16 protein-coding genes are annotated in these 17,227 nt (G+C 64.2%); 3 read left to right on the plus strand and 13 right to left on the minus strand.

The window, feature by feature from the left end:
- Positions 1–29: 29 nt before the first annotated feature.
- Positions 30–1,307: a 4-aminobutyrate--2-oxoglutarate transaminase gene (locus tag FJ426_RS01270; protein WP_140559683.1), complete on the minus strand. Its 1,278-nt coding sequence runs from the start codon at positions 1,305–1,307 to the stop codon at positions 30–32.
- Between the two features lie 405 nt (positions 1,308–1,712).
- Positions 1,713–1,931 carry a hypothetical protein gene (locus FJ426_RS31660; RefSeq protein ID WP_224618226.1) on the minus strand — a complete coding sequence of 73 codons (219 nt, stop codon included), beginning with the start codon at positions 1,929–1,931 and terminating at the stop codon, positions 1,713–1,715.
- On the opposite strand from FJ426_RS31660, the gene FJ426_RS01275 reads away from it, so the two are divergent.
- The 3 genes from FJ426_RS01275 to FJ426_RS01285 are packed head-to-tail and all read left to right on the plus strand — an operon-like array spanning position 1,930 to position 7,084.
- Positions 1,930–2,913, plus strand: a complete 984-nt coding sequence (locus FJ426_RS01275) for an efflux RND transporter periplasmic adaptor subunit (RefSeq protein WP_246675452.1) — start codon at positions 1,930–1,932, stop codon at positions 2,911–2,913. The genes FJ426_RS31660 and FJ426_RS01275 overlap by 2 nt on opposite strands.
- Complete coding sequence (locus FJ426_RS01280; RefSeq protein WP_140523837.1) at positions 2,910–3,989, plus strand: efflux RND transporter periplasmic adaptor subunit; 1,080 nt, start codon at positions 2,910–2,912, stop codon at positions 3,987–3,989. Before FJ426_RS01275 ends, FJ426_RS01280 begins: the two co-directional genes overlap by 4 nt.
- Positions 3,986–7,084, plus strand: a complete 3,099-nt coding sequence (locus FJ426_RS01285) for an efflux RND transporter permease subunit (RefSeq protein ID WP_140559684.1) — start codon at positions 3,986–3,988, stop codon at positions 7,082–7,084. The genes FJ426_RS01280 and FJ426_RS01285 overlap by 4 nt, the downstream gene beginning before the upstream one ends.
- Before the next feature lie 12 nt (positions 7,085–7,096).
- Here the strand turns inward: FJ426_RS01285 and FJ426_RS31590 are convergent, their stop codons facing one another.
- The 11 genes from FJ426_RS31590 to FJ426_RS01345 form a co-directional block, all read right to left on the minus strand.
- Complete coding sequence (locus FJ426_RS31590) at positions 7,097–7,249, minus strand: hypothetical protein (protein ID WP_210240535.1); 153 nt, start codon at positions 7,247–7,249, stop codon at positions 7,097–7,099.
- Positions 7,250–7,451: 202 nt separating this feature from the next.
- Positions 7,452–8,201 (minus strand): ABC transporter ATP-binding protein, encoded by a 750-nt coding sequence (locus FJ426_RS01295; protein ID WP_140559686.1) that lies wholly within the window; start codon positions 8,199–8,201, stop codon positions 7,452–7,454.
- Positions 8,198–9,043: an ABC transporter ATP-binding protein gene (locus tag FJ426_RS01300; RefSeq protein WP_140523825.1), complete on the minus strand. Its 846-nt coding sequence runs from the start codon at positions 9,041–9,043 to the stop codon at positions 8,198–8,200. Before FJ426_RS01300 ends, FJ426_RS01295 begins: the two co-directional genes overlap by 4 nt.
- A complete protein-coding gene (gene nikC / locus FJ426_RS01305) occupies positions 9,040–9,966 on the minus strand; it encodes a nickel transporter permease (protein ID WP_140559687.1) in 927 nt (308 codons plus the stop codon). Before nikC ends, FJ426_RS01300 begins: the two co-directional genes overlap by 4 nt.
- Positions 9,967–10,105: 139 nt before the next feature.
- Positions 10,106–11,173, minus strand: a complete 1,068-nt coding sequence (locus FJ426_RS01310; protein WP_140496853.1) for an ABC transporter permease — start codon at positions 11,171–11,173, stop codon at positions 10,106–10,108.
- Positions 11,174–11,182: 9 nt separating this feature from the next.
- A complete protein-coding gene (locus tag FJ426_RS01315) occupies positions 11,183–12,826 on the minus strand; it encodes an ABC transporter substrate-binding protein (RefSeq protein WP_140496855.1) in 1,644 nt (547 codons plus the stop codon).
- Positions 12,827–13,079: 253 nt separating this feature from the next.
- Positions 13,080–14,357, minus strand: coding sequence for a lytic murein transglycosylase (locus FJ426_RS01320; protein ID WP_140559689.1), 1,278 nt, complete (start codon positions 14,355–14,357; stop codon positions 13,080–13,082).
- Positions 14,358–14,554: 197 nt separating this feature from the next.
- A complete protein-coding gene (gene recR, locus FJ426_RS01330) occupies positions 14,555–15,160 on the minus strand; it encodes a recombination mediator RecR (protein ID WP_140496859.1) in 606 nt (201 codons plus the stop codon).
- A gap of 98 nt (positions 15,161–15,258) precedes the next feature.
- Positions 15,259–16,218: a cell wall hydrolase gene (locus tag FJ426_RS01335; RefSeq protein ID WP_140559690.1), complete on the minus strand. Its 960-nt coding sequence runs from the start codon at positions 16,216–16,218 to the stop codon at positions 15,259–15,261.
- Positions 16,219–16,414: 196 nt separating this feature from the next.
- Positions 16,415–16,822: a hypothetical protein gene (locus FJ426_RS01340; protein ID WP_140496863.1), complete on the minus strand. Its 408-nt coding sequence runs from the start codon at positions 16,820–16,822 to the stop codon at positions 16,415–16,417.
- Between the two features lie 70 nt (positions 16,823–16,892).
- Complete coding sequence (locus FJ426_RS01345) at positions 16,893–17,216, minus strand: YbaB/EbfC family nucleoid-associated protein (protein ID WP_140496865.1); 324 nt, start codon at positions 17,214–17,216, stop codon at positions 16,893–16,895.
- Positions 17,217–17,227 lie beyond the last annotated feature (11 nt).

The following is a 17,227-nucleotide window of genomic DNA, read 5'->3' on the forward strand; positions in this document are numbered from 1 at the left end:
AGCCGTCAGGAGAAATGGGCGCCGGCCCCTCAGGCAGCGCGAACCTCGCGGATCGAGCTTTCCAGAATGTCGAGCGCCTCGGTCATGATGCCGTCCTGGATGGTGAGCGGCGCCAGGAAGCGGATGACGTTGCCGTGGACGCCGCAGGTGAGCAGGATCAGCCCCTTGTCGAGTGCCTTCAGCCTGACCGCATTGGCCATCTCCGCCGATGGCAAGCCCTTCCTGACGTCGTTGAACTCGACCGCGTTCATGAAACCGGGGCCACGGATGTCGACGATTTCCGGGACGTCGTCGCGGATCGATCCCAGACGCTGCTTCAGCCTGGCGCCGAGCGAGTTGGCGCGATCGCACAGTTTCTCTTCCTCGATCACGTCAAGCACCGCGTGCGCGGCGGCAACGCCGATCGGGCTGCCGCCATAGGTGCCGCCCAGCCCGCCGGGGCCAGGCGCATCCATGATCTCGGCGCGGCCGGTGACCGCCGCCAGCGGAAAGCCGCCGGCCAGGCCCTTGGCCATGGTGGTGATGTCGGCGGTCACCTCATGGTGCTCCATGGCAAACATCTTGCCGGTGCGGGCAAAGCCGGTCTGCACCTCGTCGGCAATGAGCAGGATGCCGTGCTGATCGCAGATCTTGCGCAGCGCGGTCATGAAATCGCGCGGCGCTTCGTAGAAGCCGCCCTCGCCCTGCACCGGCTCGACGATGATGGCCGCGACCCTGGCCGGATCGACGTCGGCCTTGAACAGGCGATCGAGCGCGGCAAGCGAATCGGCCACCGACACGCCGTGCAGCGGCACCGGGAACGGGGCGTGGAAGACGTCGGCCGGCATGGCGCCGAAGCCGACCTTGTAGGGCACGACCTTGCCGGTCAGCGCCATGCCCATGAAGGTACGGCCATGGAAGCCGCCGGCAAAGGCGATGACGGCCTGGCGGCCGGTGGCATTGCGGGCGATCTTGATGACGTTCTCGACCGCCTCCGCGCCGGTGGTGACGAAGATCGTCTTCTTCTCGAACTTGCCCGGAAGTATGCCGTTCAGCCGCTCGGCCAGCCTTACATAGCTCTCATAGGGCACCACCTGGTGGCAGGTGTGGGTGAAGCGGTCGAGCTGCGCCTTGACCGCCTCGATGACCTTGGGGTGGCGATGGCCGGTGTTGACGACGGCGATGCCGGAGGAGAAATCGATGTAGCGGCGGCCCTCGACATCCCAGATCTCCGAGTTCTCGGCCCGGTCGGCGTAAATCTGCGTGGTCATACCGACACCGCGCGAGATCGACTGGCTCTTGCGTTCGGAAATGGCTGAGTTCTTCATGATGTCCCTCATAGGGCCGGCGCCCGTTCTGCTTGATAAGATGTCTTCTGGGCTTATTTCATGCTTTCCTCAAGTCGGCACCGCCGGCAGGCGATTGGGCCTGAGGTATCGCGCCTGACCAGCCGGCGATATCCGTACCAGGGCAACGGACTGCGTTAACGGGTTCGGAGCCTTCGCGGCGCGCTGTTGAGGATCATTGAACGGAAAAACCCGCCTGTGCGGCGGGTCCCTGGCGCAACTCAGCACCATATCCAAATATCTATCATAGTTGCCTTCACCTCGTCAAGGAAAAAATTCCTATCACGAAAAGCTGCCCGGCCGGGACTGGCCGTCGTCAGGCCTTTGCAAACCCGAGTCGGATGCCTGACACGGGTACGAGTCCGGTTTCCTTTTTCGGGAGATCGACTATCGTGCCGGGATCCGCGAGGCATCGCGATCGGCGAGCGGCCTGCGGCTGAGGGAGCCCATGAGCAGGAACGCGACATCGTCCGTCTCGCCGCCATCGGTCAAACCTTCTAATTTTTCGACTTTTTCCATCGGCGTAGCGCTTTTCACTTGCACGGCCGTCCTGCTTTTGGCCGGCTGCCAGAAACAGGAAGCGGCCGAGAAAAAGCTGCCGATCATGGTGCGCACCGAGACCGTGGCGATGGCCGACTATGCGCCGAGAACCGCGCTGACCGGGGTGATCGCGGCGCGTACGCTGAATAATCTGTCGTTCCGGGTCGGCGGCCGCGTCGCCGAACGGCTTGCCGATGTCGGCCAGCATGTCGACAAGGGCGCGGTGCTTGCCCGCATCGACCCGCAGGAGCAGGAATCCGATTTGCGCTCGGCGCAGGCCGATCTCGACGCGGCGCAAGCGCAGTTGACCCAGTCCGCCGCCGCCTTCGAGCGGCAAAAGACGCTGCTTGCCCAGGGTTACACCACCAGGCGCGACTATGACGCCGCCGATCAGGCATTGAAGGTGGCGCAAGGCAGCCTCGACGCGGCGCAGAGCGCGCTCGCCAATGCCAAGCAGAACCTGTCCTTCACCGAACTCAAGGCTGGCGCCGCGGGCGTCATCACCGCCCGCCAAGTCGAAACCGGCCAGGTGGTGCAGGCTGCGCAGACCGTCTTCACCGTCGCCGAGGACGGCGACCGCGACGCGGTGTTCAACGTCCAGGAGACGTTGGTCGCCAGGACGCCGACCTCGCCGGCGGTGACGATTACGCTTCTGTCCGACCCGCAGATCAGGGCAACGGGCAAGGTGCGCGAAATCTCCCCGGCGGTCGATCCGGCGTCGGGCTCGATCCGGGTCAAGGTCGGCATTGCCGATAGGCCCGCCGGCATGCCGCTGGGCGCGGCCGTCATCGGCTCGGTCGGCGCCAAACCGGCCAAGGCGATCCTGCTGCCCTGGCAGGCATTGACGTCCAGCGCCGGCAAGCCGGCGGTCTGGATCGTCGATCCCTCGACCGGTACGGTGACGATGGCACCGGTCGAGGTGCTGGCTTTCAATTCCGGCACCGTCGTCATCGCCAGGGGATTGGAGGAGGGCCAAAGCGTCGTCACCGCGGGCGGACAGCTGCTCAGTGCGGGTCAGAAAATCGAGATATCGGGAGCGGGCCAATGAGCCGGCTGCCGCGCCTCCTGCTTGGCGTGATAGCGCTTGGCGCGCTCGCCGCCTGCTCGAAATCGGAGGAGAAGCCGCCGGAGATCATCCGGCCGGTGCTGTCGGTGGTGGTCGAGCCGCGCACCACGCAGGTCTTCGGCTTCGCCGGATCGGTCGAGCCGCAGGTCAGCGCCGATCTCGCCTTTCGCCTGCTCGGCCGGGTCGTGTCCCGCGACGTCAATGTCGGCGACATCGTCAGCAAGGGCACGACGATCGCGGCACTGGACCCGACCGCCTTGGAGCTGTCCGTCCAGGCGGCCAAGGCCGAGCTCTCCAATGCCGAGGCACAGTTTGCCAACGCCGCCGCCAGCGAGGAGCGCCAGCGCCAATTGCTTGCCACCGCCAACACCACGCAAGCCGTGTTCGATGCCGCGCAGCAGGCGAGGAAGGCGGCCGAGGCCAGTGTCGAGCGGGCCAAGGCCTCGCTGGCCAAATCGCAGGAGCAGCTCGGCTATGCCAGGCTGTTCTCGGATTTCGACGGCGTCGTCACGGCTGTCGGCGCCGAGGTCGGCCAGACGGTCTCCCCCGGCCAGACGGTCGTCACCGTGGCGCGCTCGGACCCGCGCGAAGCGGTGGTCGATATTCCAGACCAGTTGACCGGCGATCTCACGGCCGGCACGCCGTTCCAGGTCATCCTGCAATCGCTGCCGACGATCCGGACCGAGGCCAAGCTGCGCGAGATCGCGCCGCAGGCCGAGGGCTCGACGCGCACGCGGCGCGTGCGGCTGACGCTTACCGATCCGCCGCAGGCCTTCCGGCTCGGCTCGACCGTGACCGCAACGCGCATGACCACGGTGGAGCCGACGATCGAACTGCCGCTGTCGGCGCTCTTCCAGAGGAACGGCTCCGACAGGGTGTGGATCGTCGATGCGCAGACATCGAGCGTGAGCACGCGCGAGATCAAGGTTGCCTCCAGGAACGGCGGAACCTTCACGGTGGCTCAGGGACTGGAAGCGGGAATGCGCGTCGTCACCGCCGGCGTCCACAGCCTGACCGAAGGCCAGAAGGTCAAACTGCCCGCGGGAGGGGCCTCATGAAGGGCTTCAACCTCTCCGACTGGGCGCTCAACCACCGCTCGATGGTCTGGTATTTCATGCTGGTCTTCGTTGCGGCCGGCATCTTCTCCTACCTCAACCTCGGCCGCGAGGAAGACCCCGCCTTCACCATCAAGACCATGATCATCCAGGCCAATTGGCCCGGCGCTTCGGTCAAGGAGACGGTGCAGCAGGTGACCGACCGCATCGAGAAGAAGCTCGAGGAACTCGACAGCCTCGACTACACCAAATCCGTCACCACAGCCGGCCAGACCGTCATCTTCGTCAACCTGAAGGACACTACCAAGGCGCGCGATGTCGTGCCGAACTGGATTCAGGTGCGCAACATGGTCAACGATATCAAGGCGCAGTTCCCGCAAGGCGTCCAGGGGCCGTTCTTCAACGACCGTTTCGGCGACGTCTACGGCAACATCTATGCCTTCACGTCGGACGGGCTGACGCCGCGCCAGCTGCGCGACTATGTCGAGGATGTCAGGACAAAAATCCTGACCGTGCCGAATGCCGGCAAGGTGGACCTGGTCGGTGCCCAGGACGAGGCGATCTACCTCGAATTCTCGACCCGCCAGATCGCGGCCCTCGGCCTCAACCAACAGGCGATCGTGGCAAGCCTGCAAGCGCAGAACGCGATCACGCCGTCCGGCGTCATCCAGTCCGGCCCGGAACGCATCAGCGTGCGGGTCGGCGGCCAGTTCACCTCCGAAGACAGCCTTCGCGCGATCAATCTTCGCGTCAACGACCGCTTCTTCCGGCTGAGCGACGTGGCGACGATCACGCGCGGCTATGCCGATCCGCCAACGGCACTGTTCCGCTTCAACGGCCAGGACGCGATCGGGCTTGCCATCGGCATGAAGCCCAACGCCAATCTGCTCAAATTCGGCGAGGCGCTGCATGAGGCGATGAACAAGGTGCTGGCAGACCTGCCGGTCGGCGTCGGCGTGCATCTGGTCGCCGACCAGCCGGTCATCGTCGAGGAAGCGGTCTCGGGCTTTACGCGCGCCTTGTTCGAGGCGGTGGCCATCGTGCTGGCCGTGTCCTTCATCAGTCTCGGCATGCGCGCCGGCTTCGTCGTGGCGCTGTCGATCCCGCTGGTGCTGGCCATCACCTTCACGGTCATGTCCTATCTCGGCATCTCGCTGCAGCGCATCTCGCTCGGTGCGCTGATCATCGCGCTCGGGCTTCTGGTCGACGACGCGATGATCGCGGTCGAGATGATGGTGGCGCGGCTGGAGGTCGGTGATAGCCTGCGCAAGGCGGCGACCTATGTCTACACATCGACCGCCTTCCCGATGCTGACCGGCACGCTGGTGACCGTCGCGGGCTTCATTCCGATCGGCCTCAACAACAGCGCCGCCGGCGAATACACCTTCACTCTGTTCGTCGTCATCGCCGTGTCGCTGCTGGTGTCGTGGATCGTGGCGGTGCTTTTCGCGCCGCTGCTCGGCGTCACCATTCTGCCGGCGACGATGAAGACGAAGCATCACGACCAGCCAGGCCGCTTCACCTCGCTGTTCCGGCGTGCCCTTGTCGGCTCGGTGCGCCATCACTGGCTGACCATCATCGCCACGGTGCTGTTGTTTGCCGGCTCGATCGCCGGCTTCGGCCTGGTGCAGCAGCAGTTCTTCCCGCCATCGGACCGGCCGGAGCTGATCGTCGACTGGAACCTGCCGCAGAATTCCTCGATCGCCGACACGCGCGAGCAGATGGAGCGGTTCGAGCAGCGGGCGCTGGTCGGCAATCCCGACATCGACCATTTCTCGTCCTATATCGGCCAGGGCGCGGTGCGCTTCGTGCTCGCCTATGACGTGCAACCGGCCAATCCCTATTTCGGCCAGACGGTGATCGTCACCAAAAGCATCGAGGCTCGCAACCGGGTGAAGCCGGCGCTGGAAAAGCTGCTGCGCGAGGAATTCGTCGGCACCGACGCCTTCGTCAAGCTGCTCGAACTCGGGCCGCCTGTCGGCCGCCCCGTGCAGTACCGCGTCGGCGGGCCCGACATCCAGACGGTGCGCGCGCTGGCGCAGCAATTCGCCGGCGTCATCTCGGCCAATCCCAAGCTCGCCGCGCCGACCTTCGACTGGAATGAGCCGCAGCGCGTGCTCAGGGTCGACGTGCTGCAGGACAAGGCGCGGCAGCTCGGCATCACCTCGTCCGACATCGCCAGCGCGCTCAACAGCACCGTCGGCGGCGCCACCATCACGCAAGTGCGCGATGCCACCTATCTGATCAATGTGGTGACGCGCTCGCGCGAGGCCGAACGCGGCTCGATCGAGACTTTGCAGAACATGCAGCTGCCGACGAGCACCGGCGAGGCCATCCCGCTCGCGGCGGTGGCCAATTTCCGATACGAGCTCGAACAGCCGACGGTGTGGCGGCGCGACCGCATCCCGACCATCACCGTGCGGGCCGGCCTGGTCGGCGACGTTCTGCCGGCAACAGTGGTCAACGAATTGAAGCCATCGGTCGATGCCTTCATCGCCAAGCTGCCGCCGGGCTATTCCGTCGAGACCGCCGGCTCCGTTGAGGAAAGCGCCAAGAGCCAGGGGCCGATCGCGGCCGTCGTGCCGCTGATGCTTTTCGTGATGGCAACCATCCTGATGGTCCAGCTGCAGAGCTTCCAGCGCCTGTTCCTGGTGGTGGCGGTGGCGCCGCTCGGGCTGATCGGCGTGGTGGCGGCTCTGGTGCCGAGCGGCGCACCGCTCGGCTTCGTCGCCATCCTCGGCGTGCTCGCCCTGATCGGCATCCTGATCCGCAACTCGGTCATCCTGATCGTGCAGATCGAGGACCTTGTCGCGGAGGGCAAGGACCGTTGGGCCGCCGTTATCGAGGCGACCGAACACCGGATGCGGCCGATCGCGCTGACGGCCGCCGCCGCCAGCCTGGCGCTGATCCCGATCGCGCGCGAAGTGTTCTGGGGACCGATGGCCTACGCGATGATGGGTGGCATCATCGCGGGTACTGCGATCACGCTGCTGTTCCTGCCGGCGCTTTATGTGACGTGGTTCAGGATCAAGGAGCCGAAGCGTCGGGATGAGCCGCCCGCTCTGGAGACCGGCGAACCGGTGCAAGCTCAGACCTGAGACATTGCCGAGTCATTCGTTGTCGTTGGTGGGTGTGGGACGCGATTTTGCCCGCTGCCAAGGTGACGATTTTGAGCTGCGCCAGGCATGCCAGCCTTCCGGCAAGTCGGCCAAGATTTGGATGCTTTCATCCCGCTGCAAAACGCTTTGCAGGCTCACGATCATTATGTCGCCTTCTTCAACAGGTCCGGTTTCGCTGTTGTGGAATTGCCAACTGCCGTCGTTATCGTCATGCGAGACATATGCGATCCAGTCGCCCCGGGTTACTATGCCCCTGTCCAAAAACACCCCGACGTTAGGAGGATCTGCAAACTGCCATTCCTTTCATGACGTCCCCTAAGACGATCGGTTCGCAAGACAAGCGAATTCAAATAGCTCTCACAAACCCGTCGCTGGCCCGCAAGAGATTGCGCGTGTAATCCTTCGTCACGCGGCGTTCGACCAGGTCATCCGCCGTCAAATTCTCCACCGCCTCGCCGCTTTGCATCACCATCAGGCGCTCGCACATATGGGTGATGATGGCGAGGTCGTGGCTGACCATCAGGAAGGTCAGCTTGCGCCGCCGGCGTACTTCCTCGAGCAGGTTGAGCACCTCGGCCTGCACCGAGGCATCGAGCGCCGAGGTCGGCTCGTCGAGCAGCAGGATCGACGGTTCGAGGATCAGCGCGCGCGCGATCGCCACGCGCTGGCGCTGGCCGCCCGACAATTGATGCGAGTAGCGGAAGCGGAAGCCGTTGCCGAGGCCGACCTCGTCGAGCGCCCGCTGGATGCGCTTTTCGCCGTCGGCAAAGCCATGGATGGCGAGCGGCTCCTGCAGCAGGCGGTCGATGGTCTGGCGCGGGTGCAGCGAACCGTACGGATCCTGGAACACCATCTGCACTTCGCGGTAAAAGGCCTTGTCGCGGCGCGCGCCGAGCTTCTTGCCGTTGACCGCGATGCTGCCCGAAGCGACCGGCGCAAGGCCGGCGATCGCCCTGAGCAGCGTCGATTTGCCGGAGCCGGATTCACCGACCAGGCCGAAGGATTCGCCCGGCTGCACGTCCAGGCTGACGCCCTTCAGTGCGCGAAAGCGGTCGAAGATGACCTCCAGCCCGTCGACGGCAATTGCTGACGTCATGCCGCCCACTCCGGCTTGCGGTCGAGCACCGGCAGCGGGTGACGATCGGCGCCGATCTTGGGCATGCAGTTGAGCAGGCCGCGCGTGTAGGGATGCTGGGCGCGACCGAGTTCGGAGGCCTTGAGCTGCTCCACCACCTTGCCGGCATACATGACAATGACGCGGTCGCAAAAGGACGAGACCAGGCGCAGATCGTGCGAGATGAAGATCAGCCCCATGCCGCGCTCGCCGACCAGCCGGTCGAGAATGCCGAGCACGTCGAGTTGCACGGTGACATCGAGCGCCGAGGTCGGCTCGTCGGCGATCATCATTTCCGGCCCGGCGATCAGCATCATGGCGATCATGGCGCGCTGGCCCATGCCGCCGGAGACCTCGTGCGGATGCAGGTCGAAGACACGCCGGGGGTCGCGGATCTGCACCGCCTCCAGCATGGCCAGCGCGCGCTCCCGCGCCTCGGCCTTGGAGACCTTCTCATGCGTGCGCAGCGTCTCGACGATCTGGCGGCCGATGCTCATCACCGGGTCGAGCGAATATTTCGGATCCTGCAGGATCATGGCGATGCGATTGCCCCGCAGCGCGCGGCGCTCGCGCGCCGAGACGCCGAGTAGGTCGATGCCGTCGAAGGCCAATTTATTGGCTGATATCCGCGCCTGTGGCGGCGTCAGCCCCATGATGGCACGGCCGGTCTGCGACTTGCCCGAGCCGCTCTCGCCGACAATGCCCAGCCTTTCGCGGCCGAGCGAGAAAGAGACGCCGCGCACGGCCTCGATCAGCCCGGTGCGCGTCGGGAAGGTGACGCGCAGATCGTCGACTTCGAGCAGAGTCTTGCTGTCAGCGTTCATTGGTCGCCGCTCCGGGGGTCGAGCGCGTCGCGCAGGCCGTCGCCAAGCAGGTTGAAGCCGAGGCTGACGATCAGGATGGCGAAGCCAGGCGCGCCGGCCACCCACCATTGGTCGAGCACGAAACGGCGGCCCGAAGCGATCATCGTGCCCCATTCGGGCAGCGGCGGCTGCGCGCCGAGCCCGAGGAAGCCGAGGCCGGCGGCGGTGAGGATGATGCCGGCCATGTCGAGCGTCACGCGGATGATCAGCGAGGAGATGCAGAGCGGCATGATGTGGCGCAGCACGATGCGGAAGGGCGAGGCCCCCATCAGTTCCACCGCCTTGATGTAATCGGAATTGCGCACGGTCAGCGTTTCGGCACGCGCGATGCGGGCATAGGGCGGCCAGGAGGTGATGGCGATGGCGAGCACCGCGTTCTCGATGCCGGGGCCGAGGGCCGCGACAAAGGCCAGCGCCAGGATCAGCTTGGGGAAAGCGAGGAAGATGTCGGTGATGCGCATCAGTATGGCATCGGTCCAGCCGCCGGCATAGCCGGCGACGGTGCCGACCACGAGGCCGATGGGGGCGGCGATGATGGCGACCAGGATAACGACATAGAGCGTCCAGCGCGAGCCGTAGAGAATGCGCGAGAGGATATCGCGGCCGAGATCGTCGGTGCCGAACCAGTGCTCAGCACTTGGCGCCAGCAGGCGCGCATTCTTCAGATCGCCGAAAGTCGGCGAATAAGGCGCCAGTACCCCTGCAAGGGCGGCAATGACCAGCAGTGCGATGATGATGAGCAGGCCGAGAAAGGCCAGCCGATTGGCGGAAAAACGCCGCCACGCGACATAGGCGCGGCCGAGCCTCGCCTGTATGCGCGAGGCCGGCCGCTCGCTGAGCAGCCAGTCGCGGCGGGAGAGGGGGGCGGCGTCGGAGGCGGTCATGACGATGCCTCTTGGCGCTGTCGACCCCCACTCCGGTCTGCTTCGCAGACCATCTCTTCCTCGTTCGACGGGGGAGAGGAAAGGTGGCCCGAAGGGCCGGGGTGGGCCGCAGCCGAGCCTGAAAGTGGGATTCCTCTGCTCATCTTACCTTGGTCCTCGGGTCGAGCACGCGGTAAAGCAGGTCGGACAGAAGATTGATGGCTATGAACACCGAGCCGATGACGATGGTGCCGCCGAGCACCGCGTTCATGTCGGCATTCTGCAGCGAATTGGTGATGTAGAGGCCGATGCCAGGCCAGGAGAAGACCGTCTCGGTCAACACCGAACCTTCCAGCAGCCCGGCATAGGAGAGCGCGATCACGGTCACCATCGGCACGGCGGCATTGCGCAATGCATGAGCCCAGATGATGCGGGTTTCCGATAGGCCCTTGGCGCGCGCGGCAACGATGTATTCCTGGGTGAGTTCGTTGAGCATGAAGGAGCGCGTCATGCGGCTGATATAGGCGAGCGAGAAATAGCCGAGCAGCGAGGCCGGCAGGATGATGTGGCGGAACGCGTCCCAGAAGACATCCCACTGCCCCTGCATCGCCGAATCGAGAAGGTAGAAGCCAGTGATCGGCGTGAAGGTGTATTCGTAGACGACGTCGAGCCGCGCCGGGAAAGCCACCCATTGCAGCTTGGCGTAGAACAGGACGAGCCCGAGCAGGCCAAGCCAGAAGATCGGCACGGAATAGCCGATCAGGCCGATGACGCGGACGACCTGGTCGATGAGGCTGCCGCGCCTGACGGCAGCCAGCACACCCAGCGGCACGCCGAACAGCGCGCCGATCAGTGTCCCCAACGTCGCCAGTTCCGTCGTTGCCGGAAGGGCGCGGCGGATGTCGGTCATGACCGGATTGGTGGTCAGCACCGAGGTGCCGAAATCACCATTGAGGGCATTTTTGACATAAATATAGAACTGCTCGACCAGCGGCAGGTCGAGACCCATCTCGCGGCGCGTGCGTTCCACGACATTGGCCGGCGCCCGGTCGCCGAGCACGGCCAACACCGGGTCGATGGGGATGACGCGGCCAATGAAAAAGGTCACCGCGAGCAGACCGAGATAGGTCGTGATCGCGATCACCAGGAAGCGGCCGATCGATGAGAAAATGGCGACGGCACGGGCGCTGCCGCGCCCTGCCGCCGCCTGATTTTCAGCTACGCTCATCCGCCGGCGCTATTCCTTGGAAACCGGCCCAACGAAATTGGTGTCGAAGCTCGGGCCGAGCGCGAAACCCTTGAGGTTCTTGCGCAACCCGGCGACTTCCAGCTGCTGATGGATGATGACGAAGGGACTGGTGTCGAGGATCTTCTGCTGCAGATCCTTGTACATGTCCGCGCGCTTGCCCGAATCCTTCTCCAGCAAAGCGGCTTCGGTTTGCTTGGTCAGGTCCGGAATATCCCAGGCGTTGCGCCAGGCCAGCGTCTTGGACTTGCCCTCATCCGAATTGTCCGGGTTCGAGGCAAAGGTCTGGGCATTGGAGTTCGGATCGAAATAGTCCTGGCCCCACTGACCGATATAGATGTCGTGGTTGCGGGCGCGGTACTTGGTCAACGTCTGCTTGCCGTCGCCGGGAATGATCTCAAGCTTGATGCCGGCCTGACCGAGCGTCTGCTGGATCGATTCCGCCATGCCGGTTGTCGGCTGGCCGGTGCGCACATCCATGGTCACGCTGAAGCCGTCGGGCAGGCCTGCCTTGGCCAGCAGTTCCTTGGCCTTGGCGACGTCGAGCTTGAACGGGTTCTTGTCCAGTTCTCCGAGCACGCCCTTGGGCAGGAAAGTCTGGTGGATTTCACCGATGCCCTTGAGGATGGTCGAGCTCAGCGCGTCATAGTCGACCAGATATTTGAAGGCCTGACGGACTTCGGGCTTGGCGAGGTTCTGGTTCTTCTGGTTGAGGCTGATGTAGTAGACAGTTCCCTTCGGCGCACTGGTTGTGGTGAGGTCGGCGTTCTTGGCAATGGCGTCGAGGTCGTTCGGCTCGAGATTGCGGGCGACGTCGATGTCGCCGGCCTCAAGCGCCAGGCGCTGTGCTGAGCTTTCCTTCATGTTGCGGTAGATGACGCGGGCAAGCTTTGCCTTTTCGCCGTAGTAATTGTCGTTCCGTTCGAGCACGACGGCCTCGTTGGCGCGCCACTCACGCAGCTTGTAGACGCCCGAGCCGGCATAGCCGGTCTTCAGCCAGGCATTGCCGAAATCATTGTCCCATTTGTAGTCGGCGCTCGGCGTGACCGCCGCGACATGTTCCTTGACCAGCTTGGCGTCGACGACCGAGGCGACGGTGGCCGACAGGCAGTTCAACACGAAGCTCGGCGCATAGGCCTTGTCGACGATGAACTGGAAGGTGGTGTCGTCGACCGCCTTGGCTTTTTCGGCGACATTGTCGCCGCTGATCCCGAACTGGTCGATGATGAAGGCCGGGCTCTTGTCCAGCTTGACGGCGCGTTCGAACGAATAGGCGACGTCGGCCGCGGTGATCGGGTTGCCCGAGGCGAATTTCAGGCCGGGCTTGAGCTTGAACGTGTAGGTCAGGCCATCGTCCGAGACGGTCCAGCTTTCGGCGAGGTCGCCCTTGACCTTGGAGGTGTCGCTGAGGTCGAGCCGGACCAGCAGGTCATAGGTGTTGCCGGTGACCTCGGCGGTCGACAGCTCGAACGCCTCGCCCGGATCCATGGAGATGATGTCGTCGATGGCAAAGCCTTCGACCAGCGTGTCGGCTGGCGTGACCGCGCCAGCCGGCGCTCCCGCGAGAAGCAGCGCCGACATTGCGGCACCCGCAAGCAGAATGCGGGATCGTAGAGCAAGCTTTTCCATCATCATGGTGATTGTTCCCTGTTTTGTTGACCTGAGTTCCCGGCTCAGGGTTGCGGTGTTTTTCCAGGCCGACAAGGGCCCCCTTTGACCACTTACCGTCGTGGTTTTTGTCCAGTTGGTCAACAGCATATCCGGCGGCCTCGCGGCGGGCAACGAGCATTTATGCGTCGGCTCACTGGATCATAGTGGCAGGCGGGCGAGCGGGAGCATGCGAAGGCCAACAGAGGCCGGCAGTCGAGAAAAAACCCTGACTTGAGAGTTAGTTCAGAGCAGCGACCAGGCCGGCATCGGGAAAGCAGGTGGCGGGCTTGCCGTTCTTTTCCTGCCAGGCGCCGATCGAGCGGCGGGTCTTGAAGCCGGGCAGCCCGTCGGCGCTGCCGACATCATAGCCCTTGGCCTCCAGCGCCCGCTGCAGGGCGGCGATATCGGAGCGGTGGAGGTCACCGACCGCGCCCCAGTTGCCGGAAAAATTGGCATCGCCATGGGCGATGCGATCGGCGCCATGGCCTATGAACAGGGCATAGAGGTCGCTGGTGTTGTATCGCTTCAGCACGTAGAAATTGGGCGTGGCGATGAAGGCCGGGCCGCTGCGGCCGGCCGGCATCAGCAGGAAGCCCTCTGCCTTCAGCTCGCTCGCCGGGAATGGCTTGCCGCCGACACGCTTGATGCCCATTGCGGCCCATTGCGAGATTGTCTTGCCCTGGTCGGGGCCTTCGAGCGAACAGGAGACGCTCTCCGGCACGGTCACCTCGAAGCCCCAGCCACGTCCCCTCACCCAGCCATAATGGACGAGATAGTTAGCGATCGAGGCGAGCACGTCAGGCGTCGAGCTCCAGATGTCGACACGCCCGTCGCCATCAAAATCGACGGCATGCTCGAGGAACGACGTCGGCATGAATTGCGGCTGGCCGAGCGCACCGGCCCAGGACGATTTCATCGCATTCACCGGGGCCAGCCCACGCTCGACGATCTCGAGCGCCGCCAGCAGCTCGGTGCGGAAGAAGTCCTTCCTCGTCGACATGAACGCCTTGGTGCCCAGCACCTCGAAGGCGTCGTAAGGCATCTTCGCCGCGCCGAATCCTGTTTCGCGACCCCAGATCGCCAAAAGGACCTCGCCCGGCACGCCATAGCGCTTTTCGATCGCGGCGAGCGTCCTGGCGTTGGCCGCCGCGCGCGTCCGCCCGCCCGATGTGACGGCGCGGATGGTCTTCTCGGCGAAATAGGCGCCGGGCGAGCCGAACTCGGCCTGATGCTGCTTCTGCGGCGTCTTCGGCTTCTCGCCGGGCATGACAAGATCGGGCAGCTTGAGATTGGGTTTGACACCGTCGAAAGCGGCATCGAAGGTCTGCTTGGAAATGCGCTTGGCCTTGGCGTCAGGCCACAGATCGCTCCGGAGCCAGGCGCGGAACTGGTCGTCGATCTTGGCGGCCGAGGCGGAGGTGGAGAGGAACAGTGCAGCCAGTATCGCCAGGAAAAACGCAAAGCAGAACTTGCGGAGGCCGCGTTCCTTGGCGCCCCCCTCTGGCCTGCCGGCCATCTCCCCCACAAGGGGGGAGATCGACCGTTGTCTCTGCCTTCGCCAAACACCGCCGTTGAAAAGGAGATGCCGGCTGCGAAATTGCCAATCTCCCCTCTTGAGGGGGAGATGTCCGGCAGGACAGAGGGGGGCGCCACGGAACGCCAACTTTTGAGGATGCGGGATCACCGTGACAAGCATCCTTCCCCGCAATCGCGTCAAAACGCCGTCCTGGAGCGCAGCGCTGCCGCCAGCGTGCCTTCGTCGAGATAGTCGAGTTCGCCCCCGACCGGCACGCCATGCGCCAGCCGCGTTATCTTCACCTCGAAACCGTGCAATTGATCGGTCAGGTAGTGGGCCGTGGTCTGGCCCTCCACCGTGGCATTGACGGCCAGGATGATCTCCTTGACCTCGCCGCCGGCGACGCGGTCGACCAATGAGCGGATGTTGAGCTGATCGGGGCCGATGCCGTCGAGCGGCGACAGCGTGCCGCCCAGCACGTGGTAGCGCACGTTCATCGCCGCCGCCCGCTCCAGCGCCCACAGATCAGAGACGTCCTCGACGACGATCAGCGTGCCGGCGTCACGGCGCGGATCGGTGCAGATCATGCAGGGGTCGGACGTGTCGACATTGCCGCAGGTGGAGCAAATGCGCACCTTGTCGGCCGCCTCGCCCATGGCGGCGGCGAGCGGCGACAGCAGCTGTTCCTTCTTCTTGATCAAATGCAGCGCGGCGCGCCTGGCCGAACGAGGACCAAGCCCCGGCACTTTGGCCAGGAGTTGGATCAGGCGTTCGATCTCGGGACCCGCGATTCGCTTGGACATTGCCCTGATCTAGAGCAATTCCGCGAAAAGTGCGAAGCGGTTTTGCGTCCGGACCGCGTCTCCAACCAGCACCGGCAGGCCGTCAAGTGCGGCCCGCCTCAGTTGGTTTCGAGCGGACGGCTCTGGCTGACGATCATTGCGCCGATGGCATCCGTGTTCTCAGGCGTCGACTGGAACCCCATCGCCGCTTCCTGCGGCGCGCCCTGCACCGAGGAAATGACCTTCGTGTTCAAGGTCCCGCCAAAACGAGCGGCGTCCGGTTCCTCCATCGGCTCCTGCATCGCCACCATCGTCGGCTTCTCCTGGACGCGCGCGGATTTTGCGGCCGGCGCAGCCGATGCCGTCACGTAGGTCTGCTGGGCCGCCTTGCCGGAGCGCACCGGCTCCGCCGCGGCAGTCACGTACGCCGCAGCGGTGCGATCGGATGTCTTGGCCGTCGGCTCGGCGGAAGCGACACGAGTCGCGGCTACTCCGGGCAAGGCTGCTGGCTGCTCGGCCGAGGCGACCGCGACCGTCGGCTCGTCCGGCAGCGGCTGCCAGTTGCGGCCGCGCTTCTCGTAGAACGCATTGCCGCCGGCGACCATGGTGTAATGCATATTCTTGTAGGGGAAGCGCAGGCCCGCGGTGTGGAAATACATCGTGTTCTTGAGCTTGGCCTTGCGCTCGCCCTTGAGCACGGCGTCGGCGGCTTCCTCGACATCGGGCATGGCACGCGAATTCATCGGCCTGGTCATGACGCCGGGCGCGAACTGGCCGCGCTCGCCCACCACCGCGCAGATGGTGTCACCATGTTTGCCGGAGCGCAGCCGGTTCATCACGACAGTGCCGACGGCGATCATGCCATCGCGGCTCGACCGGTTGGATTCGAAGAACATCACCCTTTCCAGGCATTCCCTGTCCTTCGGCGTGTGGTAGCCGCGAGAGCTCAGGAAACTCGGCGTGATGGCGTCGGTCAGGCTGGACATGCCGTGTGACGCGGTCTGGCTGCAAGCGGCCAGGAACAGGGGAGACGTGACGACGCCGAGCAACAGCGGCGTCTTCCATCGCGTGGCAATCAACAGGTAACCCTCTCACTTCGATGCCCGCCCCCAGGCTGCGGCAAGAATGAGACACTTTCGGGCAAAATGATGGCTAAAACGTTATTGGTGAGATGCTGTTGCCAAACTGGCACAGTTACGTGGCAAGATCCGGACTTCAAGCCTTTGTTTTATGCACGCCCTTGTCCAGGCCGAGACCGCTTTTGGACGACATGCATTATCGCCCGGCTGAAATCGCTGCCGGCCGTCCTGGCTCAATTTCTTCGAATTTCTCCGAGAACAGCCCGCGCTTCAGGAACAATGCTCGCGCATTGCGGGCGACCGGCGCGATCTTTCCCGGCCAGTCGCTGTCGATGAACTCGGACCTGGTGAAATCGGGATTGGCCTCTCCGGCAGCCTCCAGGAAATCCGCGATCTCCAGCACGATGGCGCGTTCTTCCTTCGAGAGCGCCGAAGTGCCCGCTTCGATCGAGGGGCGATGCACGAAATCCTCGAACAGGTTGAAATAGCCCTTGATGCCGACGAGATCGACGCCGGCATCAGAATCGGCCAGGATTTCCAGGATCTCGTAGATCCTGTTGCGGATACGCTGCTCGATCAGCCTTTCGGACGGCTCTTCGGCCATGGCCAACTAGTCTTTGGCTTTATGCATGTCGTTATCCCAAAACCGTCGCACACTCTTGGGCGACATGCATCTAGAACGGCAGTTTCATTCCCGGCGGAATCGGCAGGCCGGCGGTCAGCGCCTTGGTCTTTTCCTGCATGATCTGCTCGACCTTGGCCTTGGCGTCATTGTGAGCGGCCAGAAGCAGGTCTTCGAGGATCTCCACCTCATCCTCCTTGAACAGAGACGGGTCGATCTTCAGCGACTTCATCTCGAACTTGCCGGTCAACGTGACAATGACCAGGCCGCCGCCGGCCTGGCCGACGGCTTCGACCGTGGCGATTTCGTCCTGCATAGCCTGGAACTTGGCTTGCATTTCCTTCGCCTTGCCCATGAGGCCGAGAAGATCTTTCATGGTCCGATCCT

Origin of the sequence: Mesorhizobium sp. B2-6-4, assembly GCF_006441495.1 — a bacterium.
Taxonomy (GTDB): Bacteria; Pseudomonadota; Alphaproteobacteria; order Rhizobiales; family Rhizobiaceae; genus Mesorhizobium.